This is a genomic window from Mycobacterium sp. NPDC003449, from assembly GCF_053588415.1.
In genome coordinates, this window is sequence record NZ_JBSFPX010000105.1 from 1 (window position 1) to 24,218 (window position 24,218).

Sequence of the window (24,218 nt, forward strand, 5' to 3'; positions counted from 1 at the left end):
GGATGGTTCCACCCGGCTCCCGGACGACCCGCGGGTCGTCGGCGTCCAGATCCGCTGCGGCCCGGTCGAGTTCGTGCCGCAGCGGCGGCAGCCAGTCATCGCTGACGGTGTCCGGCCGGATCAGGTACCCCTTCTCGGAGAAGCCGTCCAGGTCACCCTGGCCCAGCGGCCCGTCGGCCACGCTCCCCCAGGCCGCGGGCTCGTGCCGCGGGACCGGGGTGATCGCATGATCCAGCCGGGTCGGGTAGGGATCCTCGATCGCGGTGTCCATGAGTGCACTCATGCGACGGACTGCGGCGCCGGGTATACGCCGTTCTCGTCGTGCACCTCGCGGCCGGTGACCGGCGGGTTGAACACACACAGCATCCGGAGCTGCTCGTCGCAGGTGACCCGGTGGTGGTCATTGTCGTTGAGCAGGTACATGGTTCCGTCCGCGAGCGGGTACTGCTCACCGGTCTCCAGGTTGGTCAACGTGCCCTTGCCCTCCACGACCCACACGGCCTCGACGTGGTGCTGGTAGTGGAACTCGTTGACCGACCCGGCTTCGATGGTGGTCTCGTGGAACGAGAAACCCACACCGTCGCCGGCCAGGATGATGCGCTTGGAACGCCAGGTGCCGTCGGTGACGTCACGGTCGGTTCCGGTGATCTCGGCGGTGGTACGCACAATCATGATTTTTACTCCCAGTCCTAGATGTTCAGCTGATGTCTAGCTCAAGGTGATTGCGGTCGACTCGGCGAGGATATCGAGGCCCGCCTCGAGGTCGCTGCGCGAGGTGGTCAGCGGGGGAAGGAGTTTGACGACCTCGTCGGAGGGGCCGCTGGTCTCGATCAGCACGCCGCGGTCGAAGGCGGCGCGGCAGACCTCGCCGGCCCGGTCCGCGTCGTCGAACTTCAGCCCCTGCGCCATCCCACGGCCCCGGGCCGTCACCCCGTCGTAGCGAGCCGCGATCTCGTCGAGCCGGTCCCGGACGAACTTGCCCTTGAGCTCGGTCTCGTCGCTGAATTCTGCGGATTGCCAGTACGTTTCGAGCGCCGTCGTGGCGGTGACGAATGCCGGGTTGTGACCGCGGAAGGTGCCGTTGTGCTCACCGGGCGTCCACACGTCGAGATCGCGGCGGAACAAGGTCAGCGCCATCGGCAGGCCGTATCCGCTGACCGACTTCGACAGCGTGACGATGTCGGGCTCGATCCCGGCGGCCTCGAAGCTGAAGAAGGGGCCGGTGCGGCCGCACCCCATCTGGACGTCGTCGACGATCAGCAGGATGTCGCGCTTGCGGCACAGCTCGGCCAGGGCCTGCAGCCATTCGATCCGCGCAACGTTGAGACCGCCTTCGCCCTGGACGGTTTCGACGATCACCGCGGCGGGCCGGTTCAGCCCGCTGCCTGAATCGTCGAGCACCCGCTCGAACCACTGGAAGTCCTCGGTGACACCGCCGAAGTAGTTGTCGTAGGGCATCGGGGTGGCGTGCACCAGCGGGATGCCCGCGCCGGCGCGTTTCATCGAGTTGCCGGTGACCGACAGCGCGCCGAGCGTCATCCCGTGAAAAGCGTTGGTGAAGCTGATGACCGACTCGCGGCCGGTCACCTTCCTGGCGAGCTTGAGGGCCGCCTCGACGGAGTTCGCCCCGGTCGGGCCGGGGAACTGCACCTTGTAGTCGAGCCCACGGGGCTGCAGGACCAGCCGCTGAAACGTCTCAAGGAACCGCTGTTTGGCCGAGGTCGCCATGTCCAGCGAGTGCACGATCCCGTCCGAGGCCAGATACTCCAGCAGCGGCGCCTTGAGCAGCGGATTGTTGTGGCCGTAGTTCAGCGCCCCGGCGCCGGCGAAGAAGTCGATGTAGGTACGGTCCGCGGCGTCGGTCACCCGCGAATCGGTGGCGCTCACCATGACGGTGGGCCACCCCCGGCAGTAACTACGCACCTCGGATTCGACCGAGTCGAACACATCGGGCAGGTCGGACTCGGTCGACGGTTCGGTAGTGGCGAGCAGCAAGGAAATCCTCCGATCAATTCAATGAAAACAACTGGCCCGGTTCGGCGCACGCCGAATCAGACCGCCAATTCGGTGGCGATGGGTCCGATCCGCAGGATCGGTTCGTCCTCGTGGCCGTGGCCGGCGTCGAGCAGCTCAGACCCGAAGTGCGGGCGCTCGATGAGCGGGACGCCGTGACGGCGCGCGAACGCACCGAAGAACGCGCGCGAGGCCGTATTGCTGGGCGAGACCGTCGCCTCGACGGTGATCGGGTGCCCGAACCGCTCCGACCGGACCCGGTCGACGAGTGCGTCGAGCATCCGGCTCGCCAGTCCGCCGCCCTGCGCGGACGCCGCGACGGCCACCTGCCAGACGAACAGCACGTCCGGCCGTGGCGGCGGGTGGTAGCCCGTGATGAATCCGCAGACGTCGCCATCGCGGTCGGCCACGATCGACGTCGCCGCGAAATCGGTCGCCATCAGCAGATAGGCGTAGGTGGAATTCACATCCAGAACATCGGTGCCGGCCGCGATATCGCGAATACCGATCGCATCGGTTCCCTGCGGCGTGCGCAGGCATTCTTCCCGGGAATGGCGTCCCGGGACGCTTTTCAAAACAGGCATATCGAGTTAAAAGTCACCACCGAACAATCAGCAAGCATCATCAGTTCAAGTCATCGGTGCCTCCGACCGTAAGCACATCGCACCCCTGGGATCAACCCGCAGGACCGCTCCAGACACCCCTTCACGCTTGCGCGGACCACCGATGAACTGGGAGAACAACGCGACTTCGCCGAATCGGAGAAACGTCAGTGACGTTATCAAATTGTTACCTCCGGGCCGACGGTTCGACCCGGGGGACGCCGCCAGCGGGCGCGGCAGCGCCGCGTCGAGCCCCGGCCGGTTAATTCCGGTCACAATTCGGCGGACTCGAAAAGGGCTCTATTTCCGGTCAATCCACGCCGGATAAATGCGCCGGATATTCCTTTTCCGGACCGCTCGGGCAGATATTCAGGATCGGCCGCCGAACGGCATCAATTCAGCAGCCGCCGCACGTGACCGAGGGCGATCCGAACGGCCAGCTCGGGGCTGACCCGGTCGGGTTCGACGGCCACCGAGCAAGCCAGCCCGTCCAGCAGCGCCAGCAGTTCCACCGCGGCCGTCGCGGCGTCCACCTCGGGTGCCGCGGCCGCGATCAGCTCGGCCAGCCATCGGGTCAGGTGCGCCCAGTCCTGCCGGTGCCGGGCGGCGGTCGGTTCGTCCACCGCCGCCCGCGCCAACCGCAGCAACCAGACCACGACGATGTCGCGATCCTCGGGACCGGGTCCGACCAGTGCAACGGCCAGCGCCTCCAGCCGCTCGGCGGGCGTCATTCCCGGCGACTGCCGTTCGTCGAGCCGCGCCGTGAACCGCGCCGCGGCCCGGTCCATCGCCGCGGCCAGCATGACGTCTTTGGTGGGGAAATGGTGCTGCACCGCGCCGATCGACACCTCGGCGAGCGCGGCGACTTTGCGCACCGAGACGCCTTCGAAGCCCTCGGCCACCAGCACCCGCAGCACCGCGTCGGCCATCCGCTGATACGGCTCACTCACCCTTCGAGCATACCGAAACCCATACGCTCGTATGGTAGCGTCCGGTGCCATGGCCACCGCACGCCTGCAATCGCTCGACGTCCTGCGGGGTATCGCGATCCTCGGAACCTTGGGAACCAACATCTGGATCTTCACCAACCCCGAGGGCATGGTCGGCTACCTCAACGGTCCGCCGGAGTCGCCCTGGCGCGGCGTCGAGGTCGTTCTGCAACTGCTGGCCCAGGGTAAGTTCCTCGGGCTGCTCACCATCATGTTCGGGATCGGCCTTGCCCTGCAACGACGTTCGGCCGTGCAGTCCGGGCAGCGGTGGCCCGGCAGCTATCCCTGGCGGGCGCTGCTGCTCCTGGTGGACGGCATCGTGCACTTCCTGCTGTTCACCGAGTTCGACGTCCTCACCGGCTACGCCATCACCGGCTGGATCGTGTCGTATCTGCTGGTGACCTCACCGCGCACGCAGCGCACGACCATCCTCACCGCGGCGGCCGTGCACATCATGCTGTTGACGCTGCTGACCTGGCTGCTGTCGACCGCACCGAGCGGGCAGGGACCGTCGGATGCACTCGATCCGAACCCGTACGCGGACGGATCCTTCTGGGATCTGGTGCTGTTCCGGGTCGATCACCTGGTGCTGTTCCGGCTCGAGACACTGCTCATCTTCCCGATGTCGATCGCGTTGTTCCTGTTGGGGGCCAGGCTTTTTCACGCCGGAGTATTGGAGGAGCGCGGCGCCGCCCTGCGGCGCAGGCTGATCTGGCTGGGCCTGACCGTCGCCGCGCCGCTCGACATCGTGCTCGAGGTCGCCGGCGGTGGCCCGGGGCTGATACTGGCCCGCTACGGCGTGGCTCCGTTCGTGTCGCTGGCCATCCTCGCCGCCGTCGCCGAGTTGTACGTCCGCAGGCCGGCACCCGGCTGGCCCGGGCGCCGGATGGCCGAGGTCGGCCGGATGGCGTTGTCCAGCTACGTTTTACAGAATGTCGTGGCCTCGGCGATCTGTTACGGCTGGGGCCTCGGCGTGGCCGCCGCCACCCCGTCCCAACACCGGGTGCCGGTCACCGTCACGATCTACCTGGCGGTGGCCGCCGTGGTGATGACCTTCGCCCACCTGTGGTTGCGGTGGTTCGACCGGGGCCCGGTGGAATGGCTGTGGAACACCAGCTACCGGATGCTCGCGAGCAGACAGAGAACTGCCCCTTTTCCGCGGAAAAAGGGCAGTTCTGTGTCTGCTCGCGAGGGGACTAGAGGTACTGACCCAGGTTCGACTCGGTATCGATCGCCCGCGACGCGCTCGAGCTCTTCCCGGTGACCAGGGTGCGGATGTAGACGATCCGCTCCCCCTTCTTGCCCGAGATCCGGGCCCAGTCATCGGGATTGGTCGTGTTGGGCAGATCCTCGTTCTCGGCGAACTCGTCGACGATCGAATCGAGCAGGTGCTGGATCCGTAGACCGGGCTGGCCGGTCTCCAGCACGCTCTTGATCGCGTTCTTCTTCGCCCGGTCGACCACGTTCTGGATCATCGCCCCGGAGTTAAAGTCCTTGAAGTACATGACTTCCTTGTCACCGTTGGCGTAGGTGACCTCCAGGAACCGGTTGTCGTCGATCTCGGCGTACATCCGGTCCACGACCTTCTCGATCATGGTCTTGATCGTCAGCGACCGATCGTCGCCGAACTCGCTGAGGTCGTCGGCGTGCACCGGCAGATCCTCGGTGAGGTACTTGGAGAAGATGTCCTGCGCCGATTCGGCATCCGGCCGCTCGATCTTGATCTTGACGTCGAGACGTCCCGGCCGCAGGATCGCCGGATCGATCATGTCCTCGCGGTTGGAGGCACCGATGACGATGACGTTCTCCAGGCCCTCGACGCCGTCGATCTCCGAAAGCAGCTGCGGCACAACGGTTGTCTCGACATCCGAGCTGACACCGGTGCCGCGGGTGCGGAAGATCGAATCCATCTCGTCGAAGAACACGATCACCGGGGTGCCCTCGGAGGCCTTCTCGCGGGCCCGCTGGAAGATCAGCCGGATGTGCCGCTCGGTCTCGCCGACGAACTTGTTCAGCAGCTCGGGGCCCTTGATGTTGAGGAAGTAGCTCTTGGCCTCGCGGGCGTCGTCGCCGCGCACCTCGGCCATCTTCTTGGCCAGCGAGTTGGCCACGGCCTTGGCGATCAGCGTCTTGCCGCAGCCGGGCGGACCGTAGAGCAGCACGCCCTTCGGCGGGCGCAGCGAGTACTCCTTGTACAGCTCCTTGTGCAGGAACGGCAGCTCGACCGCATCGCGGATCTGCTCGATCTGGCGCCCCAGGCCACCGATGTCGTTGTAGCTGACATCGGGCACCTCTTCGAGCACCAGATCCTCGACCTCGGCCTTGGGAATCCGCTCGAAGGCGTAGCCGGCCTTGGTGTCGACCAGCAGCGAGTCGCCAGGACGCAGTTTGCGCGGGCGGGTGTCGTCGAGCGGCGCGTCGGGATCGTCGGGCAGGTCCCCGGCCGCGACCAGCGGCTCGGCCAGCCAGACGATGCGCTCCTCGTCGGCGTGGCCGACCACCAGCGCACGGTGCCCGTCGGCCAGGATCTCGCGCAGGCTGCTGATCTCCCCGACGGCCTCGAAGGTGCCTGCCTCCACGACCGTGAGCGCCTCGTTGAGCCGGACCGTCTGGCCCTGCTTGAGGGTGGCGGTCTCGATGTTCGGCGAGCAGGTCAGCCGCATCTTGCGGCCCGAGGTGAACACGTCGACGGTCTCGTCCTCGTGCGTGGCCAGCAGCACGCCGTAACCGCTGGGCGGCTGGCCGAGCCGGTCCACCTCTTCGCGGAGGGCGAGCAGCTGCTGGCGGGCCTCCTTGAGGGTGTCCATCAGCTTGGCGTTGCGGGCCGCGAGCGAATCGATGCGTGCCTCGAGCTGGTGCACGTCGCGGGCGCTACGCAGACCGCTCTGCGGGCCCACCGCGTTCTCCAGTTGCTCGCGCAGCACCGCGGCCTCCCGGCGCAACGCTTCCAGCTCGGCGGCGTCCTCGCTGGAAATGGGTCGGGATTCGGCCCCCGCGAAGTCCTCGGGGTAGTCTTCCGAACGCTCTGACTCACTCATATTGCGCTCCCTCCCGCACCGGAAGTTGGTGCAGTAACAACTTCAACGCTACCGGCGATTCAGCCTTTGTGTGCGGTCTAGGAACTCGACACACCAGCACCACTGTTAGCCTCGTAGTCCAGTTGGTCCGATCGAAAGGACAGTCGTGACCCTGAAAACCCTCGTTACCGGCTTCATCTCCGCAGCTGCAGCGGCCGCTGTGGTGGGCGGCGCCGCGGCGGGTGTGACTTCCATTGCATCCAGCGGAATGTCGAGCTCACCGGCCGTGGCGCCGGTTGTGTTCGGCGCGCCGCTGCCACAGGTGCCCGCGCCCGATCTGGAAGCACCGTTGGTGCAGACGCTGCAGGCCCTCGCCGGTGGCGGATCGTTCCGCGGAAAGGCCCCCTACATCCAGGGCGGCATCGGGCGCGTCGAGAGCGTCGCGGCCGACCGGGCGTACAACAAGGCCGCGGCGGAGGGCAAGTTCCCGCTGACCTTCGTCGTCGCCAACATCAACCAGGAGGGCGGCGTGGCGAGCGCCGACGTCACCGCCACCGCGGCGACCGGCGGCACGGCCACCCAGAACATTCAGTTCGTGGCCGGTCCGAGCCCCACCGGCTGGCAGATCGAAAAAGGATCGGCCCTGAACCTGCTGTCGTCCGTCGGGTAATTGACCAGAATCCGTATCGCAGTCCTGAGTGCCGCCACGATTGTGGCGGCACTTGGGCTGTCGGGGTGCAGTTCCGGCCCGCAGCCCGCCGCAGGCCCGGAACCCGGCCCGTCGATATCGACGACGGCCGCCCCCGCGCCGCCTCCCGAGGCGCCGCTGCCCGCCCCGGACGCCCTGACCGGCGTGCTGTACCGGCTGGCCGACGTCGGCGTCGCGGGCGCCGACAAGGTCGGCCTGGTCGAGGAGGCCACGCCGAGCGATGCGGCGGCCCTGGACAAGTTCGGCCGCGCATTGGCCGACAACGGTTTCACCCCACTGAACTTCGAGGCCACCGAGCTGGCCTGGTCACCGACCGAGCCGGAGAATGTGGTGGCCACGATCAAGGTCACCACCGCGGCGGGCGATCAGGCGTTCAGCTTCCCGATGGAATTCACCCCCAACGCCGGGGACTGGCAGTTGACCAGGCACACCGCCGATATGCTGCTGGAGATGGGCGCCGCCGGCGGTCCCGCGCCGCCGCCCACTCCGACCCCGTGAGTCGCGCCGCGGTCCACGAGTCGGCTAGACCCCGCCACCGAGCTGGCGTTTGCGGCGCAGCGGCATGGGCGCCACCGCGCCGGGCGCCAATTTCCGCACACTGATCAGAAATGCCGTGTGCCCCCGCATGGTGTGCTGCGGGCGTACCGCCAGCCCCACCACATGCCAGCCGCGCTGCATGCTCTCCCAGGCCCGCGGCTCGGTCCAGCACTGCTGTTCGCGCAGCGCCTCGACGGTCCGCGACAGCTGGGTGACGGTGGCCACGTAAACCATCAGCACCCCACCGGCCACGAGGGCACCCGACACCGCGGGCAGCACCTCCCACGGCGCCAGCATGTCCAGCACGACCCGGTCCATCTCCTGCCCCGAGTAGCCGGCGACGTCGCCGATCACCAGCTCCCAGTTGTCGGGCCGCTCCCCGAAGAACGTGGTGACGTTGCGTTCGGCGGTCGGGGCGTGGTCGTCGCGCACCTCGTAGGACGTCACGCTGCCGCCGGGACCCACGGCCCGCAGCAGCGAGCAGGTCAGCGCCCCCGAACCGGCACCGGCCTCCAGCACCCGGGCACCCGGGAAGATGTCGCCCTCGTGCACGATCTGGGCGGCGTCCTTGGGGTAGATCACCTGGGCGCCGCGCGGCATCGACATCACGTAGTCGACCAGCAACGGCCGCAGGACCAGGAACTGGTCGCCGTTGGTGGATTTGACGACGCTGCCCTCCGGCAGCCCGATCACCTCGTCGAACGCGATGATCCCGCGGTGGGTGTGGAATTCGCCGCCGGGGTTGAGCACCATCGTGTAGTGCCTGCCCTTGGCGTCGGTGAGCTGCACGCGGTCACCGACGGCAAACGGTCCTGTTCTCGGCACAGTCGTCCAGCCTGCCAGCAACCCCGCGCGCCGCGATGCCCGGGGTTGCGCAACTTTGTCGGCGGGCGGTTCTAGGCTGCCAGGTATGAGTGAGGAGCCCGCCGAAGGTGTGCGCCGCCCGGCGCTGTCGCCCTCGCGAGCCGCCGATTTCAAGCAGTGCCCGTTGTTGTACCGGTTCCGGGCCATCGACCGGCTGCCCGAGCCGCGGTCGCCCGCGCAGCTGCGCGGGACGCTGGTGCACGCGGCCCTCGAGCAGCTGTACGGGCTGCCCGCGGTGCAGCGGGTCCACGACACCGCCGTCGAGCTCGTGGCGCCGGCCTGGGAGCGCGTGGTGGCCGCCGAGCCAGGGCTGGCCGATGTGGAGCGGCCTGCCGCGCTGCTCGACGAGGCCAGGGCGCTGGTGTCGGGCTACTACCGGATGGAGGATCCGACCCGGTTCGACCCGGAGAGTTGCGAACAGCGGCTCGAGGTCGAGTTGGCCGACGGCACGCTGCTGCGGGGATTCGTCGACCGGATCGACGTCGCGCCGACCGGCGAGCTGCGGGTGGTGGACTACAAGACCGGCAAGGCCCCGCCGGAGGCCAGAGCGCTCGCCGAGTTCAAGGCGATGTTTCAGATGAAGTTCTACGCGATCGCCCTGCTGCGCTCGCGCGGTGTCATGCCGACCCGGTTGCGGCTGCTGTATCTCGCCGACGGCCAGGTGCTGGACTACTCCCCCGACCGTGACGAACTGCTGCGGTTCGAACGCACCCTGATGGCGATCTGGCGGGCCATCCAGGCCGCCGGCGCCACCGGCGACTTCCGGGCCAACCCGTCCCGCCTGTGCTCGTGGTGCGCCCATCAGTCGTTGTGCCCGGCCTTCGGCGGCACACCGCCGCCGTACCCGGGCTGGCCGCACGAACTCGGCGCCGCATGATCGGCTGCCACTACCGTCGGATCGGGTCCGACGGTGAATTCGGACTGTTCGAGTCCACCCCCGACACTCGCAGCAATTGGGATCCGGCGATCCAGCACGGCTCGCCCCCGCTGGCGCTGCTGACCAAGGCGATCGAGGAATTGACCGCGGAATCGGGGCTGCGCATCGGCCGGCTGACGCTGGACATCCTCGGTGCGATTCCGGTTGCGCCGGTGCGGGTCCGGGCCTGGGTCGAGCGGCCGGGGTCACGCATATCGCTGGTCGCCGCCGAGATGGCCGCGCAGCGTCCCGACGGCGCCTGGCGTGCGGTGGCCAAGGTCAGCGCCTGGCTGCTGGCCACCAGCGACACCAGCGATGTCGCGACCGACCGCTTCCCGCCGCTGGTCGAAGGTGAACCGGCCGAGGTGCCGCACGGGTGGGCGGGTGCGCCCGGCTATCTGCAGACCGTGACCTGGCGCAGACAGCCCGCCCAGGATGCCGGTGCGGCAGTGGTGTGGATGAGCCCGCTGGTGCGGGTGGTCGACGACGAGCCGACCAGCGCCGTCGAGCGGCTGGCGCTGGTGGTCGATTCGGCCAACGGCGTCGGCGCGGCACTCGACCCGCAACGGTTCGTCTTCATGAACACCGACACCTCGGTGCACCTGCACCGGCTGCCGGTCGGCTCGGATTTCGCGGTGCGGGCCCGAGGATCGATCGGCCCGGACGGTATCGGTGCGACGACGGCCGAGATCTTCGACCGCCGGGGCTTCATCGGTACCTCGGCGCAGACCCTGCTGGTGCTGCGGGCGCCGTGATCGGGCCGGGCTACTAGTCGTCTTCGCCCTGGTCGTCGCCGTCACCGTCGTGCCAGCCGCCGCGCCAGCGCGGGCCGTCGTACCAGTCGTCATGCCAGCCGGGCGCTTCGACGCAGGCCTGCGCGTAGCCGTACGGGCCGCTCACACACAGCCCGGGGTCGGCCGGCGCGGGAGCCGCCCCGGCGACCGCGATCCCCATCGGCACGGCCACCGCGCCGAGTGCGGCAGCGAGCACCCCAATATTCCTCACCCGGATCACACCCCTCATCGCGTCAAGCGAGCACTCCCCGTCCCTCGTCCACCGTAGTACGGCCACGGGCGCCGCCGCCCAATTCGCAGGTCGAGCCATTGTCAGCTAATTCGACGGTTTTGCTGAAAAGGAATCCGGTAACGATCGGCCCGGCGCACGGAGGAGATCCCGTCGATAATCCGGCCGGCATGTAGACTTCGCAGGGCCGGCCCGGAGAATTTCGGGTTGGACACCCAGGAAGATTCCTGGTGGGACACGACGGAGGGTCCCGCGTCCATGCAGTTCGGCCCGTGTAGATGGAAGTCAATGCCACAAATCCGTCGCTCACCAGCGACGTCACGGTTGCCGGGGCCACGCATCCGGGGGAAGCAAGCGTCGGTTCCCTGAGCAAACAACGCATCTATGCCGAGTGCGATCATGTCCAGGGAGGGCCATGCAGCGAGATCTCACCGATATCGAGTTCCTGAAGGAACTCGAACCGGTCGCCGAGGAAAATCTGAACCACCACCTGGCCGTGGCCAAGGAATGGCACCCGCACGATTACGTGCCGTGGGACCGCGGCCGCAACTACGCGGCCCTCGGGGGCGAGGACTGGGCGCCCGAGCAGTCACAGCTGAGCGAGGTGGCCAAGGTCGCGATGGTGACCAACCTGCTCACCGAGGACAACCTGCCCTCCTACCACCGGGGCGCGGCGTGGCATTTCACGCTGGACGGCGCGTGGGGTGACTGGGTCAACCGCTGGACTGCCGAGGAGAACCGCCACGGCATCGTGATCCGCGACTACCTCGTCGTCACCCGCGGGGTCGACCCGGTCGCGCTGGAACGGGCGCGCATGGAGCACATGCAGAACGGCTACGACCCGACCGAGGAAGAGCGCGAGATCCACGAGCCCGGCCCGCTGATGATCTCGGCGTACGCCACGCTGCAGGAGCTCGCGACCCGCGTCAGCCACCGCAACACCGGCAAGGTGTGCAACGACCCCATCGCCGAGGCGATGCTGTCGCGGGTGGCCACCGACGAGAACCTGCACATGGTCTTCTACCGCAATATGTTCAGCGCGGGCTTCGAGCTCGCACCCGACCAGGCCATGGAAGCCGTCTGCGCGATCATCGAAGGTTTCCAGATGCCCGGCCGCGGGATGCCCAACTGGCGTCGCAACAGCGTGATCATGGCCAAACACGGCATCTACGATCTGCGCCAGCACCTCGAAGAGGTCGTGATGCCCTGCGTCAAGAAGTGGCGGATCTTCGACCGCACCGATGTGAGCGCGCGCGGCGAGAAGCGCCGGGAACAGCTGGCGGACTATCTCGAGGATCTGCAGAAGCAGGTGCTGAAGTTCGAGGAGCAGCGCGATCGGATGCTGGCCCGCGAGGCGGCCAAGGCCGAGCGCGCGGCCGAAAAAGCAGCGGCAACTCCGTAATCACCCTTGGTCGGCTCGGACCGGCCAAGGCTTCTCTCATATATAGACTTGCTTCTATATAGCTCGCATGTAATATACATGTCATGGACGTCTTCGAAGCGGTCGCCGAACCCAGCCGGCGGGCCCTGCTGGACGCACTCGTCGGCGGCGAACGCACCGCGGGCGAGTTGGTCGCCACCCTGCCCGAGCTGACCCAGCCGACCGTCTCGCGCCACCTCAAGGTGCTGCGCGAGGTCGGCCTGGTCGAAGTCCGGCCCGACGCCCAGCGCCGCATCTACGCACTGCGCCCCGACGGCCTGATGCAGATCGACGATTGGATCGAGCGCTACCGCCGCTACTGGACCGACCACCTCGACGCTCTGGAAGCCCACCTCAAGGCGACCCACAAGGAGGCGAAATGACCGGACGCGAAGGCAAACTCACGATCGACGGCGATCGTGCGGTGCTCAGCTTCGAACGCCGGCTGCCCTACCCCGTCGACGCGGTGTGGTCGGCGATCACCGATCCCGAACAGCGGGATCAGTGGATGGGTCAGACCACCATCGATGCGCGCGAGGGCGGCACCATCGAGATGATTCCGCACTCTCCACCGATCTCGCCGCAGCAGAAGAAGATGACCGGACGGATCCGGGTGTGGGACCCGCCAAGGGTTTTCGAACACGAGTGGAGCCAGCCGGTGCTGACCGACACCGGATCCGGCGTCGTCCGTTACGAACTCACCCCCGACGGCGAAGGCACCCTGCTGCGGTTCAGCCACCGCGGCCTCACGGTCTCCGACGGTCAGGGTTTTCACCCGGGTACGCACGCCTATCTGGACCGGCTGGAGGCCCACCTCGGCGGTCGGCCCCTGCCCGACTGGGCCAGGCGCTATCAGGAAGTCGCTCAACAGCTGAGAGGAAACGACCATGCTGCACAATGGAACTGATATCGCGGCCCCGACCGTCGCCGTGGTCTACCACTCGGGGTTCGGGCATACCGCGACGCTGGCCGAGGCCGTCGCCGCCGGTGCCCGCGACGCCGGGGGCGACGTCCGGGTCATCGCCGTCGCCGCCATGACCGAGGACGACTGGGATGTGCTGGACGGTGTGGACGCGATGATCTTCGGCACCGCCACCTACATGGGTAATGTGGCCGCCGAATTCCAGGCCTTCACCGAAAAGACCGGCCGGCGTTGTGTCGAGGGCAGCTGGCGCGACAAGGTCGCGGCGGGGTTCACCAACTCCGGCGGCAAGAGCGGGGACAAACTGAACACCCTGAGTTCGCTGGCGGTCTTCGCCGCCCAACACCGCATGCACTGGGTGAACCTGGGTTTGGCACCCGGCTGGAACAGCTCGGTCAGCAGCGAGGACGACCTCAACCGGCTGGGTTTCTTTCTGGGGGCAGGCGCGCAGACGAACGTGGACGCCGGCCCCGATCAGGTACACCCGTCCGACGTCGCGACCTGCCGCCACCTCGGGCAGCGCGTCACGCTGGTGACCCGCCAGCTCAACATCGGCCGGACGGTCAGTCCAGCGGCTTCAGTTCCTGCAGCACCGTCGGCACCAGCTCGCTGACGGTCGGGTGGATGTGCATGGTGCGCGATATCGCGGTGTAGGGCTTGCGCGCGGTCATGATGTCGAGGATCGAGTGCACGACCTCGTCACCCCCGACACCGAGGATCGCCGCACCGAGGATCTCCTCGGTCTCGGCGTCCACCACGACCTTCATGAAACCCTGGGTCTCCCCCTTCTCGACGGCCCGTCCCACCCGGGTCATCGGGCGCTTGCCCACCAACGCCTTTCGGCCCGACTTGCGGACCTGGTCCTCGGTCATCCCCGCCCGGCCCAGCGGCGGATCGATGTAGAGCGCGTAGGTGCCGATGCGGTCGCTGACCCGGCGCGGATCGTCGTCGAGCAGGTTGGCCGCCACGATCTCGAAGTCGTTGTAGGACGTGTGGGTGAACGCACCCTTTCCGTTGCAGTCCCCCATCGCCCAGATGTGGTCGACCGTGGTGCGCAGCTGATCGTCGGTGACGATATAGCCGCGATCGTCGGTGCGGACACCGGCGCGGTCCAGCCCCAGATCGTCGGTGTTGGGCATCCGGCCGACCGCGAGCAGCAGATGGCTGCCCGAGACCGGTTCGGCACCGTCGGCAGGCGTCACATCGAACCCGTTGTCGCGCTTGGTGAATCTGATCCCAGTCGCGTTCAGCCGCACCGAGATGCCCTCGGCTTCCAGGATCTCCTTGATCGCGGCCGAGACGTCCTCGTCCTCGCGTGACGTCAGCCGAGGCCCCTTCTCCAGCACCGTCACCCTGGCGCCGAACCGGCGGTACATCTGCGCGAACTCCAGCGCGATATAACTGCCACCCACGATGACGAGATGCTCGGGCACCGAATCGAGTTCCAGGATCCCGACATTGGTCAGATAGTCGATGCCGTCCAGGCCGGGGATATCGGGAACCACCGCGCGGCCACCGACATTGAGAAAGATCCGGTCCGCAGACAGCGACCGTCCGTCCACGTCGAGGGTGTGCGGATCGACGAATCTGGCATGGCCACGGATCAGCGTCGCACCGTCCATCCCCTCAAGCCAGGATTCGAGTCCGTGCCGGTCGTCCAGCATGATCTGGTCCTTGCGGCCCTTGACCTTGGCCATATCGACCGTGACAGCGCCTGTGCCGACACCGTATTCGGCGCCCCTGCGGGCAAGGTGGGCGGCGTGCGCGCTGGCCACCAGGGTTTTGGTGGGAATGCACCCGGAGTTCACGCAGGTGCCGCCGACGAGTTTGCGTTCGATCACCGCGACGGTCTGGCCGGCCGCGGTCAGGCGGCCGGCCAACGACGGCCCGGCCTGACCGGCCCCCACCACGATGGCATCGAATTTCTGCGCGGCCGCCATCGTCAGACGATCAAGGTCAACGATGCGACCGCGAAACCGGCGAGCGCCGCGACCGTATCCTCGAGCAGGGCGATCGGCAGGTCATGATCGTCGTTGGCCGCGACCAGGCGTTGGCGCGCCTCGGCACCGCCGAGCGTCCCGAGCACCGCCCCCACGATGCCCGCGCCGAGGCCGCCGAACGTGTAGCCCCACGCCGTCCCGATCACCGCACCGGCGAAGCCGCCGGTGATCAGCCGGGCGGCGAACTGCATCGCGGTCTTGCGGCTCGGTGTTCTCGGTACCTGGTCGGAAACCAATTCGACCACAGCCAGAATGGTGAGAACGCCGACCACGACGGGATGCGCCAGCCACTGCGCCCAGGTGCCGTCGAGGTTGATCCAGTCCAGCGCCGCCGCCCACGCCACCGCCGCAGGGGCGGTGAAGGCACGCAATCCCGCCACCACACCGATGAGCAGAGCCAACAGCAGGACCATAAAGTGCGTCATGGCAACCTCCGACCGGAATTGTCACCCGGACGCTAGCACGCACGGCGCCGCGGCACCCGGCTATCAGAACCGGCAGAACCGGATATCAGAGGCCAGAATCGCTTTCGCGCCGATCGCGGAAATCTCGTCCATGATGCCGTTGACGTCACGGCGCGGCACCAACGCCCGCACCGCGACCCATCCCGGATCGGCCAGCGGCGCGATCGTCGGCGACTCCAGCCCCGGGGTCACCGCGGTGACCCGGTCCAAAACCTCACGCGGGCAGTCATAGTCCAGCATCAGGTACTGCTGTCCGAACACCACGCCCTGCACCCGCGCGGTCAGCTGACCACGCGCGGTGGCGCTCCCGTCGCCGTCGGCGCCGTCGCGTTCGATCAGGACCGCCTCCGATTCGCACAGCGGATCCCCGAACGCCACCAGACCGTGCAGGCCGAGCGTGCGGCCCGAACCGACCACATCGGCGATCACATCGGCGACGCCGAGCTGAATCGAGATCTCCACCGCACCGTCGAGCCGGATGACGGTGGCCTCGATCCCGTGCGCCGCGAGATCCTTGCGCACCAGGTTGGGAAAGGATGTGGCGATCCGCTTGCCCGCCAAATCGGCCGTGCGCCACTCCCGTCCGGCCGGGGCCGCGTAGCGGAACGTCGAGTTCCCGAAGCCCAGCGAAAGGCGCTCGCGCACCGGGGCATCCGAATCCGCGGCCAGATCGCGCCCGGTGATCCCCAGATCGAGCTGTCCGGACCCGACGTAGATCGCGATGTCCTTGGGCCGCAGGAAGAAGAACTCGACGTTGTTGTTCGGGTCGACGACGGTCAGGTCCTTGGGATCGCGACGGCGCCGGTACCCGGCCTCGGCGAGGATCTCGGCGGCGGACTCACTGAGCGCGCCCTTGTTGGGCACCGCCACCCGCAGCATCTGCTCAGCCACCACTCACAGCTTCCGGTAGACGTCGTCGAGGGTCAGGCCGCGCGAGAGCATCAGCACCTGAGTCCAGTACAGCAACTGGCTGACCTCCTCGGCCAGCGCATCGTCGCTCTCGTGTTCGGCGGCCAGCCACACCTCGCCGGCCTCCTCCAAAATCTTCTTGCCCAGCCCGTGCACGCCGCCGTCGAGTGCCGCGACCGTACCGCTACCGGCCGGTCGGGCCTGCGCCTTATCGCTAAGCTCGGCGAACAGTGCGTCGAAGGTCTTCACGAACAGAATTGTTTCATGGACCGGGTGAACACCCGTCAGGCCTTGGCCGGATCGGATGAACAGGTGGTCAGGAAGGTCTTACCGTCCTGTTCGGCGACACCCGCGGCGTCCAGCCAGCCGATGTCCTGGAACCAGTAGGTGTCGGCCGGGTGGTGCGGCGAGCCGTCGGTCACCTCGCCGAGGTCGGCGTTCGAACCCCAGCCGTCACGGCTCGCCGAGATCACCAGACGCAGGGTCCGCGCGCGACGCCAGTCGTATCCATGGGGCAGCGGCTCAGATACCTCCAGCCCGGGGCTGGGGTCGCCGAGGGTGAAATGCTCGAGCGGTGCGCCGTCGGCATCGGGCGCCGTCAGTACCAGGTCGGCGCGGTCGGGGCGGTCGGCGTCGAAGGTGAGGGCCAGCCTGGTCACGCCGGTGCACGGGGTGCCGGTCCAGATCCGTAACCGGCCGTCGGTGACCCGCGCCCCGAACGCCGGCTGCAACGACGGGGCGAACTGCGCCTCCGGACTCCAACCGTCGTCGCCATCGCACCCGGCCGTCACCGATACGGCCGCCAGAGCCAGCATCGCCGCTGTCGTCCGCCGGCCGATCAGTGGTAACCCCCGTCCGCGAGTCCCGCGTCCTCCTCGAGTCCGTGACTGTCGGTGGCCATCTTCCACGCCATGCCGAGATGCTCATAGTCCGCCCACTGCTGCGAGTGTCGCTCCTCGTGGTGCAGCAGCCGGTCCAGATCGAGATTCCCGGCGTAGGCGTCGCCGTCGTCGTCGACGTACCAGGCTTGCCCGGATTCGACGACGTCTTCGAGCTGGGCGGCCGGATCGGCCGGATCGTCGATATCGAGCATGAAGGTGTCGCCCCAGGTGGTCCCGGCTTTCTGGCTGTACAGGTCTTGAAGCCCGTTGCCGCCGAGCCCCATCATCATGCCGTTGGGTGTGGTGACCAGGCGGCCGCCGTTGCCGTGCACGAAGGCGACGTCCTGGCTGTAGCTCCAGCTGTTGTCCTCCTGGCGGTCGATGATCCGCTGGATTTCGTCGGCGGAGTACGGGGTCTCGGCGAAACTGTTCTTGACGTCCGGTTTTCGTCCCGCCGCCCCGTAGTCGGTCCGGGCGTTGAGGATGTAGGTCATCAGGGTCGCCTGGCGGGCATCGTCGCCGCCCGCGCCCTCGGGCAGCAGGAAGAACGACTTACCGTCCCTGTCCTTGATCTCCTTCATCCCGTCGAGCACCGTGAAGGAATCCGGGGTGATTTCGAAACGCTGTGCGATCTTGACGATCTCGTCGGGCGATATCCCCGCGCGTTCGGCGTTGGCCAGCCATTGCGCGTAGTAGCCGCTCGGCGGCGGCCCGGTGAGCAGGCCCGCCTCGCGCAACCGGCGCTCGTATTCCGCCGAGTTCGGGTCCCGGTCGGAGTTGAGTCTGACCGCCAAACCCTGCTTGTCGTGGTTGATCTGGTCGGCCACCGCCTGATCGGCATTCCACCATTTGGTGGCGGCCGCCCCGATCTCGGCGGCCCGGCGCTCGGCGTCCTCCTGTCGCTGCGGATCCGGCGGCGTCGACTGCACAAAGGTGATGGTCAGATCGTCGTTGACGGTGAACCCGGCCGCTTCCGCCGAGCTGATCTTGGAACGCACATCGTTGAGGTTGGGGATCACCGGATCGTTGATCGAATCGATCGAGGCGTCGGCCATGGTGTCGATGGCCTGCCGCAGGTTGTCGATCGCGGTGCGGTCGTTGCCCGCCATCCTGATCGCGGCGTTCGTCGTGAGACCCGACCAGGGTTGGCCACCGGGGTTTCGGACATTGGTCTGGTAGGTCTCGGCCGCGGTCGCCAGGCCGGCCGCCGAGGACTTCCAGGATCGCGCCATGGCGAGCACCGTCTCGGGCCTGGCGGCGTCGATCTGCCTGCGGGTCACCACGACACGGATACCTGGGCTTCGCTGCCGGTCAGTCCGCGGGCAGCAGGTTGCCGGTCCGGATGATCACCCAGGCACGGGGATCGTCGGCCTTGGTGAACTGGGTTCGCGCCTGGTCGACCAGATAACCCACTTCGGTGAACCGATCCGCGACGGTGCCCTGCAGGCTCTTGATGGTCTGGGTGCTGACCGGTACCGCGGCGACCAGCGAGGGCATGTCGACCGCGGCATTGGGTACCGCGGTCAGCGACGGGATCTCGCTCAGCCGTTTGAGCGAGCCGCCCAATCGGTTCAGGTCGACCGATAACCGGCCCAGCGCGGCCAATTCGATTTCCAACGGATCCGCCACCGTACCCCCGACGCATTGGCAGTTGTCGGTCAAACCTTGTCAGTCACAAGTTAGCAATCGATTGCGGTCAGGCAACCGCTGTGTGGCTGAATTGGAAATCCTTGTGCCAACCCAGAAGTGGCGCCCGGCCGGGCTATCGTGTCGGCAACAGGGAGGCGACGGGTGTTCGGTGCACATATGCGTCGGGTCGGCGAGATCGACCTGTCCGAGCTCGCCGCGATCGGTCGGCTCGCCGGACAGGACGGCCTGCCCTACCCGTTCGCGCACACCCGGGGCCCCGGGGCCGGCGCTGCGCCCGCGCCGGCCCCCGACACCGACCCGGCATTCCGCCGCTGGGCCGATACCTACGTCACCGCCGACATCTGGTTGACCTGTCGGGTGCACCATGCCGATGCCGATGTCGCCGACGGGCGCATCCTCGGGTTCCACGATGCCGATTCCGGGTACGTGGCCCGCCAGCGCGGCTTCGACGATGTCGTGGAGATCTTCGCGGTGCATCCCGGCGACCTCGGCGCGGCGACCGCGGCATTGACCGGGCTGACCCGGCCCGGCACGCATCCGCGCATCGTCGTGCCGGGCTATATCGGGTATTTCGGCGGGCCCGCCGGTCCCGGCGAGCCCGAGACCGACGACGAGGACGACGACCGCGGCGTGGCCGTGCTCACCCCCGTCGCGCCACGCCGCGACCCCGACCATCACACCGTGGCGGACGCCGATGTCGCCGCCGTCGCCATCTTCCAGTCCCGCTGGCGGCCGGCGCGGCAATGGGGCGTCGACTGGACCGAACCCGTCCTCGTCGCCATCCGGATCGACGACGACGGGGACTACCGGTATCTGCCCGATTTCAACGTCGCGGTGCCGGTGGACGAGGCAACGCTCAGCGCGAGGATCGACGCCATGACCGCCGGACAGGCTAGGTGACCGCGGGCCTGCCGTCGGGTGACCGGATGTCCTCGTGCATGTCCTCGAGGTGTTTGCCCTTGGTCTCGGCGACCCAGCGCCACACGAAGATCAAGGACAGCACCGCACACAGCGCGTAGAACCCGTACGCCACGCCCAGGATGTTGCGCAGTTCCGGGAAGGACACGGTGATCAACCAGTTCGCCACCCACTGGCCCGCGGCCGCCAGGCCCAGTGCGGCCGCCCGGATCCGGTTGGGGAACATCTCACCGAGCAGCACCCACACCACCGGGCCCCACGACATCCCGAACGCCACCACGAACAGGTTGGCCGCGATCAGCGCGATCGGCCCGGCCACGCCGCCGAGCGCAGGCTGGCCGTCGACCTGCGGGGCGGTCCCGAAGATCACCGCCATGGTGCCCAGGGTGAGCGCCATCCCGGTGGACCCGATGAGCAGCAGCGGCTTGCGCCCGACCTTGTCGATCAGTGCGATGGCGATCAGCGTGGTGACGATGTTGGTCACCGAGGTGATCACGGTGATGGTGAAGGCCTGGCTCTCCTCGAATCCGACTGCCTCCCACAGCACATTGGAGTAGTAGAAGATCACGTTGATGCCGACGAACTGCTGGAAGATCGACAACCCCAAGCCGACCCATACGATGCTGTAGAGCCCGCCGATGACGGCGACCCAGACCCCGAGTGCAACGAATACTATTGCCAGCGGCCATAATCCGATCGAGAACGCCACCACGGCGAGCACCACGAACAGCAACAGCAGCCACCACAGGTAGCGTCGGACCCACGCGGTCATCGCGCCGATGGCGACACCGGGCGCGGGCGGCTTGAGCAGATCCTGCCAGGACGGCGGCTTCTCCGACTTCAGCGAATCCTCGATCCGGTGGATGGTGATCTCGAGGTTCTTCTCGCCGAGCAGCATGCCGAGTACCTTGCGCGCCTCCGGAATCCGGAACTGGGCGACCAGGTATCTCGGCGACTCCGGGATCGTGTAGGCCAGCGTGCCGTACACCACGGCGGGGACGGCCATCACCAGGAACATCCAGCGCCAGGCCGCCATGCCGAGCCACAGCTCCTCCCGGGAGCCGCCGGCCAGATGGGCGAGCAGATAGTCGATCGACAGGGACAGAAATATGCCGGTCACGATCGCCAGCTGCTGCAGCGAGCCCAGCCGTCCCCGGATGCGCGGCGGCGCCGTCTCGGCGATGTAGGTCGGCGCGATCACCGAGGCCACCCCCACCCCGAGCCCGCCGACGATGCGGAAGACGACGACCAGCCAGATGTGGTTGGCGAACGCGGTGCCGACCGCGCTGACCAGAAACAGCAACGCGGCCAGCTTCATCACCGACCGCCTGCCGATCTTGTCGGCCAGCCGACCCGCGGTCAGCGCACCCACCGCCGCCCCGAGCAGGGCCGAGGCCACCGCGAAGCCGAGGGTGATGTTGTCGATACCGAATTCGTCCTGCAGGGCCGCAACCGCCCCGTTGATCACCGCGCTGTCATATCCGAACAGCAACCCGCCGAGGGCGGCCACCGATGCGATCCTGACCACCTTGCCGCTGTGCTCGGATTCCTCGTAGTCGAGCCCGGATACCGAGTCGCCGGTCGGTCCGTGAGTCATGCGACCCCCTCCGCAGCAATGCGTGATCAGGATCACATTCAATCACACGGCTGGATCAGGCGGTGCGTTCTCCGACTTGCGAATTCAAGCCGTCGAATACGGTACGCAGACCCGACACGTCCAGCCGCGCCAGCGAGTCCACCTGCCGCCGGCGTGGGCCGTCGGGCACTTCGATGTCGTTGGGCACCACCAGCACGGGGCACCCCGCGGCCTCGGCCGATACCGTACCGGTCACCGAATCCTCGACCGCCAGACACTGCGCGGGCGCCACACCGAGCAATTCGGCGGCGCGCAGGTAGGGGTCGGGTGCGGGCTTGCCGTTGTCGACCTCGTCACCGCACACGGTCACCGAAAAGTAGTGACGGCCAATGCTGTTGAGTGCCCGCTCGGCGAGATCGCGGCGGGTGTTGGTGACCAGCGCCATCGGGATACCGACCGCGGTCAGCCCGTCGAGCAGCTCCCTGGCCCCCGGCTGCCACGGCAGTCCCCGCTCGAAAAGCTCACCGGTGTAATCGTGCAGCCAATCCGCGGATTCGGCCATCGCGGCCGGGTCCGGCTCCAGTCCCAGATCGTCGTAGACGATCCGCATCACACTCGCCGAGGAGCCGCCGACCGTGGACTCCCTGACCTCGGGGCGCAGCACCGCCCCCATCCGCGCGTACAGCGCGTGCATCGAGACATCCCAGAGTTTTTCGGAGTCGACGAGGGTGCCATCCATATCCCACAGCACCGCACGCATGACAGCCATTCTCGCATTGTCCGAAGCCGTCGATAACGTGGGAGCATGACGATTCTGGTGACGGGAGCCACAGGCAACATCGGCAGGCGGGTCGTGGACGAACTAATTCGTTTGGGCGGCAGCGATATCGGGGATATCCGCGCGTTGACCACGAATCCGGCGAAGGCCGCGCTGCCGGAATCTGTGACAGCAATCACCGGATACCTGGGAAAACCAGAGACTCTTCCTGCCGCATTCGACGGCGTCGAACGGGTGTATCTGGCCCCGCTCCCGGCCACCGCCCAACCCACCCTCGAGCTGATGGTGCAGGCGGGTGTGCGCTATGTGGTGGCGTTGTCCGGCGGCGCGCACTGGGCCGGGGCGCAGTGGTATCTCGACCTCTTCGAGGGCGATCCGGACCACCAGGCCGCCAACGACAACGTCGCGCGGCTGACCGGCACGCCGGCCGAATCGATGGCGCAGTGGGCGGCCCGCAACCGGGGCCTGTTTCAGTCCTCCGGGTTGTAGCCGAGGTTGGGGGCCAGCCAGCGCTCGGCCTCGGCCAGCGTCCAGCCCTTGCGCCTGGCGTAGTCGGCGACCTGGTCCTGGGCCAGCCTGCCGACCACGAAGTACTGCGACTGCGGGTGGGAGAAATACCATCCGCTGACCGCGGCCCCCGGCCACATCGCCATCGACTCGGTCAGCTCGATGCCGGTCCGTTCCTTGACGTCCATCAACGTCCACAGCGTCGCCTTCTCGGTGTGCTCCGGGCAGGCCGGGTAGCCGGGGGCGGGACGGATCCCCACGTACTTCTCCCCGATGAGCGCCTCGTTGTCCAGCTGCTCATCGGGCTGGTATCCCCAGAACTCCTCGCGGACCCGTTGATGCATCCGCTCGGCGAAGGCCTCCGCCAGCCGGTCCGCGACCGACTCCAGCAGGATCGCGCTGTAGTCGTCGAGGGCGGCCTTGAACTCCGCGATCTTGTCCTGGCTGCCGAGTCCCGACGTGACGGCGAACGCGCCGACGTAGTCGGCCAGACCCGTTTCTCTGGGGGCGATGTAGTCACCGAGACTCCGGTTCGGGATGCCGTCGCGGTGCTCGCCCTGCTGGCGCAGGTTGTGCAGCGTGGTGAGCACCTCGGTACGGGTCTCGTCGGTGTAGACCTCGACATCGTCGCCGACTGCGTTGGCCGGGAAGAACCCGATCACCCCGTTGGCGGTCAGCCACTTCTCCTTGATCAGGGTGTCGAGCATCTGCTGGGCGTCGTCGTACAGCTTGCGGGCCGCCTCGCCGGAGGCCGGGTTGTTGAGGATGTCGGGGAACCGGCCCTTCATCTCCCAGGCGTTGAAGAACGGCTGCCAGTCGATGTACTCGCGCAGCTCCGAGAGGTCATAATCCTGAAAATCCCGTACTCCCGCACCTATCGCCGGTACCGGCGGCGTGTAGCCCTCCCACTCGATCGGTGTCCGGTTCGCGCGCGCCTTCTCCAGCGTGAGCGTCGGGCGCTCGTTCTTCTGGGCGTGCCGTTCGCGCAGCGACGCGTAGTCCTTCTCGGTGGCCTCCAGCAGCGTCGGCCGTTGCTTGTCGTCGAGCAGCGCGGCAGCGACCGGCACCGAGCGCGACGCATCCTTGACCCAGACCACCGGCCCGCTGCGACGCGGCGAGATCTTCACGGCGGTGTGGGCGCGCGAGGTGGTCGCGCCACCGATCAGCAGCGGGATCTCCAGCCCCTCGCGTTCCATCTCGACCGCGAAGTTGGACATCTCGTCCAGCGACGGCGTGATCAGGCCGGACAGCCCGATAATATCGGCGTCGTGCTCCTTGGCCGCATCCAGGATCTTCTGGGCGGGAACCATCACACCGAGGTCGATCACTTCGAAGTTGTTGCACTGCAATACGACTCCGACGATGTTCTTGCCGATGTCGTGGACGTCGCCCTTCACCGTCGCCATCACGATGGTGCCGTTGGTGTCCTTACCGGCAGCCGCCCCTGACTCTTCCTTCTCCGCTTCGATGTAGGGCAGCAGGTAGGCGACGGCCTTCTTCATCACCCGGGCCGACTTCACCAC

The 24,218-nt window shown here is 67.5% G+C and carries 28 protein-coding genes and 1 pseudogene; 11 read left to right on the forward strand and 18 right to left on the reverse strand.

Annotation, left to right across the window (positions count from 1 at the left end):
• The 5 genes and pseudogenes from ACWDTP_RS23520 to ACWDTP_RS23540 form a co-directional block, all read right to left on the reverse strand.
• Positions 1 to 283 (reverse strand): annotated as a pseudogene (locus tag ACWDTP_RS23520) (ectoine hydroxylase); the annotation flags it as partial.
• A complete protein-coding gene (locus ACWDTP_RS23525) occupies positions 280 to 672 on the reverse strand; it encodes an ectoine synthase (RefSeq protein WP_450024207.1) in 393 nt (130 codons plus the stop codon). The gene ACWDTP_RS23525 and the pseudogene ACWDTP_RS23520, both read right to left, overlap by 4 nt.
• Before the next feature lie 36 nt (positions 673 to 708).
• Positions 709 to 1,995, reverse strand: a complete 1,287-nt coding sequence (gene ectB / locus ACWDTP_RS23530; RefSeq protein WP_450024208.1) for a diaminobutyrate--2-oxoglutarate transaminase — start codon at positions 1,993 to 1,995, stop codon at positions 709 to 711.
• 56 nt (positions 1,996 to 2,051) lie between these two features.
• On the reverse strand, positions 2,052 to 2,597 hold the full coding sequence (gene ectA, locus ACWDTP_RS23535) for a diaminobutyrate acetyltransferase (protein ID WP_450024210.1): 546 nt from the start codon (positions 2,595 to 2,597) through the stop codon (positions 2,052 to 2,054).
• 410 nt (positions 2,598 to 3,007) lie between these two features.
• Positions 3,008 to 3,565, reverse strand: coding sequence for a TetR/AcrR family transcriptional regulator (locus tag ACWDTP_RS23540; RefSeq protein ID WP_450024212.1), 558 nt, complete (start codon positions 3,563 to 3,565; stop codon positions 3,008 to 3,010).
• A gap of 49 nt (positions 3,566 to 3,614) precedes the next feature.
• Between ACWDTP_RS23540 and ACWDTP_RS23545 the strand changes: the two genes are divergently transcribed.
• The gene (locus tag ACWDTP_RS23545; protein WP_450024214.1) at positions 3,615 to 4,868 is read left to right on the forward strand and encodes a DUF418 domain-containing protein; all 1,254 of its coding nucleotides are present in this window, start codon (positions 3,615 to 3,617) and stop codon (positions 4,866 to 4,868) included.
• Here ACWDTP_RS23545 and arc read toward each other — a convergent pair.
• Positions 4,801 to 6,642: a proteasome ATPase gene (arc, locus tag ACWDTP_RS23550; protein WP_450024216.1), complete on the reverse strand. Its 1,842-nt coding sequence runs from the start codon at positions 6,640 to 6,642 to the stop codon at positions 4,801 to 4,803. The genes ACWDTP_RS23545 and arc overlap by 68 nt on opposite strands.
• A 145-nt stretch (positions 6,643 to 6,787) precedes the next feature.
• On the opposite strand from arc, the gene ACWDTP_RS23555 reads away from it, so the two are divergent.
• Positions 6,788 to 7,291 (forward strand): hypothetical protein, encoded by a 504-nt coding sequence (locus tag ACWDTP_RS23555; RefSeq protein WP_450024218.1) that lies wholly within the window; start codon positions 6,788 to 6,790, stop codon positions 7,289 to 7,291.
• A complete protein-coding gene (locus tag ACWDTP_RS23560; RefSeq protein ID WP_450024220.1) occupies positions 7,292 to 7,828 on the forward strand; it encodes a hypothetical protein in 537 nt (178 codons plus the stop codon).
• Positions 7,829 to 7,852: 24 nt separating this feature from the next.
• Here ACWDTP_RS23560 and ACWDTP_RS23565 read toward each other — a convergent pair whose 3' ends face one another.
• A complete protein-coding gene (locus tag ACWDTP_RS23565; RefSeq protein ID WP_450024222.1) occupies positions 7,853 to 8,692 on the reverse strand; it encodes a tRNA (adenine-N1)-methyltransferase in 840 nt (279 codons plus the stop codon).
• A gap of 85 nt (positions 8,693 to 8,777) precedes the next feature.
• Between ACWDTP_RS23565 and ACWDTP_RS23570 the strand changes: the two genes are divergently transcribed.
• The gene (locus tag ACWDTP_RS23570) at positions 8,778 to 9,608 is read left to right on the forward strand and encodes a RecB family exonuclease (protein WP_450024224.1); all 831 of its coding nucleotides are present in this window, start codon (positions 8,778 to 8,780) and stop codon (positions 9,606 to 9,608) included.
• Positions 9,605 to 10,402: a thioesterase family protein gene (locus ACWDTP_RS23575; RefSeq protein ID WP_450024226.1), complete on the forward strand. Its 798-nt coding sequence runs from the start codon at positions 9,605 to 9,607 to the stop codon at positions 10,400 to 10,402. Before ACWDTP_RS23570 ends, ACWDTP_RS23575 begins: the two co-directional genes overlap by 4 nt.
• 13 nt (positions 10,403 to 10,415) lie before the next feature.
• Here ACWDTP_RS23575 and ACWDTP_RS23580 read toward each other — a convergent pair whose 3' ends face one another.
• The gene (locus ACWDTP_RS23580) at positions 10,416 to 10,637 is read right to left on the reverse strand and encodes a hypothetical protein (RefSeq protein WP_450024228.1); all 222 of its coding nucleotides are present in this window, start codon (positions 10,635 to 10,637) and stop codon (positions 10,416 to 10,418) included.
• 448 nt (positions 10,638 to 11,085) lie between these two features.
• Here ACWDTP_RS23580 and ACWDTP_RS23585 point away from each other — a divergent pair, with 448 nt between their 5' ends.
• From ACWDTP_RS23585 to ACWDTP_RS23600, 4 genes are all read left to right on the forward strand, one after another.
• Positions 11,086 to 12,072, forward strand: a complete 987-nt coding sequence (locus ACWDTP_RS23585; protein WP_450024230.1) for an acyl-ACP desaturase — start codon at positions 11,086 to 11,088, stop codon at positions 12,070 to 12,072.
• Between the two features lie 83 nt (positions 12,073 to 12,155).
• Positions 12,156 to 12,473, forward strand: coding sequence for an ArsR/SmtB family transcription factor (locus ACWDTP_RS23590; protein ID WP_450024232.1), 318 nt, complete (start codon positions 12,156 to 12,158; stop codon positions 12,471 to 12,473).
• The gene (locus ACWDTP_RS23595) at positions 12,470 to 12,997 is read left to right on the forward strand and encodes an SRPBCC family protein (RefSeq protein WP_450024234.1); all 528 of its coding nucleotides are present in this window, start codon (positions 12,470 to 12,472) and stop codon (positions 12,995 to 12,997) included. Before ACWDTP_RS23590 ends, ACWDTP_RS23595 begins: the two co-directional genes overlap by 4 nt.
• A complete protein-coding gene (locus ACWDTP_RS23600) occupies positions 12,978 to 13,625 on the forward strand; it encodes a flavodoxin family protein (protein ID WP_450024236.1) in 648 nt (215 codons plus the stop codon). Before ACWDTP_RS23595 ends, ACWDTP_RS23600 begins: the two co-directional genes overlap by 20 nt.
• Here the strand turns inward: ACWDTP_RS23600 and ACWDTP_RS23605 are convergent.
• From ACWDTP_RS23605 to ACWDTP_RS23635, 7 genes are all read right to left on the reverse strand, one after another.
• Positions 13,576 to 14,952 (reverse strand): FAD-containing oxidoreductase, encoded by a 1,377-nt coding sequence (locus ACWDTP_RS23605; RefSeq protein ID WP_450024238.1) that lies wholly within the window; start codon positions 14,950 to 14,952, stop codon positions 13,576 to 13,578. The genes ACWDTP_RS23600 and ACWDTP_RS23605 overlap by 50 nt on opposite strands.
• Positions 14,953 to 14,954: 2 nt before the next feature.
• On the reverse strand, positions 14,955 to 15,437 hold the full coding sequence (locus tag ACWDTP_RS23610) for a DUF4126 family protein (RefSeq protein WP_450024240.1): 483 nt from the start codon (positions 15,435 to 15,437) through the stop codon (positions 14,955 to 14,957).
• A 63-nt stretch (positions 15,438 to 15,500) separates the two neighbouring features.
• Positions 15,501 to 16,355: an ATP phosphoribosyltransferase gene (gene hisG, locus ACWDTP_RS23615; protein WP_450024255.1), complete on the reverse strand. Its 855-nt coding sequence runs from the start codon at positions 16,353 to 16,355 to the stop codon at positions 15,501 to 15,503.
• A 15-nt stretch (positions 16,356 to 16,370) separates the two neighbouring features.
• Positions 16,371 to 16,643: a phosphoribosyl-ATP diphosphatase gene (locus ACWDTP_RS23620; RefSeq protein ID WP_450024257.1), complete on the reverse strand. Its 273-nt coding sequence runs from the start codon at positions 16,641 to 16,643 to the stop codon at positions 16,371 to 16,373.
• Positions 16,644 to 16,669: 26 nt separating this feature from the next.
• Complete coding sequence (locus ACWDTP_RS23625) at positions 16,670 to 17,200, reverse strand: hypothetical protein (RefSeq protein WP_450024242.1); 531 nt, start codon at positions 17,198 to 17,200, stop codon at positions 16,670 to 16,672.
• A 23-nt stretch (positions 17,201 to 17,223) separates the two neighbouring features.
• Positions 17,224 to 18,546 (reverse strand): hypothetical protein, encoded by a 1,323-nt coding sequence (locus ACWDTP_RS23630; protein WP_450024244.1) that lies wholly within the window; start codon positions 18,544 to 18,546, stop codon positions 17,224 to 17,226.
• Positions 18,547 to 18,577: 31 nt separating this feature from the next.
• Complete coding sequence (locus ACWDTP_RS23635) at positions 18,578 to 18,895, reverse strand: hypothetical protein (protein ID WP_450024246.1); 318 nt, start codon at positions 18,893 to 18,895, stop codon at positions 18,578 to 18,580.
• 162 nt (positions 18,896 to 19,057) lie between these two features.
• On the opposite strand from ACWDTP_RS23635, the gene ACWDTP_RS23640 reads away from it, so the two are divergent.
• Positions 19,058 to 19,816, forward strand: a complete 759-nt coding sequence (locus tag ACWDTP_RS23640) for a hypothetical protein (protein ID WP_450024248.1) — start codon at positions 19,058 to 19,060, stop codon at positions 19,814 to 19,816.
• On the opposite strand, the gene ACWDTP_RS23645 is transcribed toward ACWDTP_RS23640, so the two are convergent.
• Positions 19,809 to 21,431, reverse strand: coding sequence for a sugar porter family MFS transporter (locus ACWDTP_RS23645; RefSeq protein ID WP_450024249.1), 1,623 nt, complete (start codon positions 21,429 to 21,431; stop codon positions 19,809 to 19,811). The two genes, ACWDTP_RS23640 and ACWDTP_RS23645, sit on opposite strands and share 8 nt — an antisense overlap.
• Positions 21,432 to 21,486: 55 nt before the next feature.
• Positions 21,487 to 22,170, reverse strand: coding sequence for an HAD family hydrolase (locus ACWDTP_RS23650; protein ID WP_450024259.1), 684 nt, complete (start codon positions 22,168 to 22,170; stop codon positions 21,487 to 21,489).
• A 45-nt stretch (positions 22,171 to 22,215) separates the two neighbouring features.
• On the opposite strand from ACWDTP_RS23650, the gene ACWDTP_RS23655 reads away from it, so the two are divergent.
• Positions 22,216 to 22,677, forward strand: a complete 462-nt coding sequence (locus tag ACWDTP_RS23655) for an SDR family oxidoreductase (RefSeq protein WP_450024251.1) — start codon at positions 22,216 to 22,218, stop codon at positions 22,675 to 22,677.
• Here the strand turns inward: ACWDTP_RS23655 and ACWDTP_RS23660 are convergent.
• The coding region (locus tag ACWDTP_RS23660; protein ID WP_450024253.1) for a vitamin B12 dependent-methionine synthase activation domain-containing protein at positions 22,659 to 24,218 on the reverse strand (1,560 nt) is incomplete at its 5' end. The genes ACWDTP_RS23655 and ACWDTP_RS23660 overlap by 19 nt on opposite strands.

What these genes read in the sequence shown, in the direction of transcription:
- hisG (WP_450024255.1), bottom strand. Translation starts at nt 16,355, where the DNA reads ATGCTGCGGGTGGCGGTGCCCAACAAGGGCGCGCTCAGTGAGTCCGCC.
- ACWDTP_RS23605 (WP_450024238.1), bottom strand. Translation starts at nt 14,952, where the DNA reads ATGGCGGCCGCGCAGAAATTCGATGCCATCGTGGTGGGGGCCGGTCAG.
- ectA (WP_450024210.1), bottom strand. Translation starts at nt 2,597, where the DNA reads ATGCCTGTTTTGAAAAGCGTCCCGGGACGCCATTCCCGGGAAGAATGC.
- ACWDTP_RS23645 (WP_450024249.1), bottom strand. Translation starts at nt 21,431, where the DNA reads ATGACTCACGGACCGACCGGCGACTCGGTATCCGGGCTCGACTACGAG.
- ACWDTP_RS23525 (WP_450024207.1), bottom strand. Translation starts at nt 672, where the DNA reads ATGATTGTGCGTACCACCGCCGAGATCACCGGAACCGACCGTGACGTC.
- arc (WP_450024216.1), bottom strand. Translation starts at nt 6,642, where the DNA reads ATGAGTGAGTCAGAGCGTTCGGAAGACTACCCCGAGGACTTCGCGGGG.
- ACWDTP_RS23575 (WP_450024226.1), top strand. Translation starts at nt 9,605, where the DNA reads ATGATCGGCTGCCACTACCGTCGGATCGGGTCCGACGGTGAATTCGGA.
- ACWDTP_RS23600 (WP_450024236.1), top strand. Translation starts at nt 12,978, where the DNA reads ATGCTGCACAATGGAACTGATATCGCGGCCCCGACCGTCGCCGTGGTC.
- ACWDTP_RS23655 (WP_450024251.1), top strand. Translation starts at nt 22,216, where the DNA reads ATGACGATTCTGGTGACGGGAGCCACAGGCAACATCGGCAGGCGGGTC.
- ACWDTP_RS23595 (WP_450024234.1), top strand. Translation starts at nt 12,470, where the DNA reads ATGACCGGACGCGAAGGCAAACTCACGATCGACGGCGATCGTGCGGTG.
- ACWDTP_RS23590 (WP_450024232.1), top strand. Translation starts at nt 12,156, where the DNA reads ATGGACGTCTTCGAAGCGGTCGCCGAACCCAGCCGGCGGGCCCTGCTG.
- ACWDTP_RS23650 (WP_450024259.1), bottom strand. Translation starts at nt 22,170, where the DNA reads ATGCGTGCGGTGCTGTGGGATATGGATGGCACCCTCGTCGACTCCGAA.
- ACWDTP_RS23570 (WP_450024224.1), top strand. Translation starts at nt 8,778, where the DNA reads ATGAGTGAGGAGCCCGCCGAAGGTGTGCGCCGCCCGGCGCTGTCGCCC.
- ACWDTP_RS23625 (WP_450024242.1), bottom strand. Translation starts at nt 17,200, where the DNA reads ATGCTGGCTCTGGCGGCCGTATCGGTGACGGCCGGGTGCGATGGCGAC.
- ACWDTP_RS23610 (WP_450024240.1), bottom strand. Translation starts at nt 15,437, where the DNA reads ATGACGCACTTTATGGTCCTGCTGTTGGCTCTGCTCATCGGTGTGGTG.
- ACWDTP_RS23545 (WP_450024214.1), top strand. Translation starts at nt 3,615, where the DNA reads ATGGCCACCGCACGCCTGCAATCGCTCGACGTCCTGCGGGGTATCGCG.
- ACWDTP_RS23585 (WP_450024230.1), top strand. Translation starts at nt 11,086, where the DNA reads ATGCAGCGAGATCTCACCGATATCGAGTTCCTGAAGGAACTCGAACCG.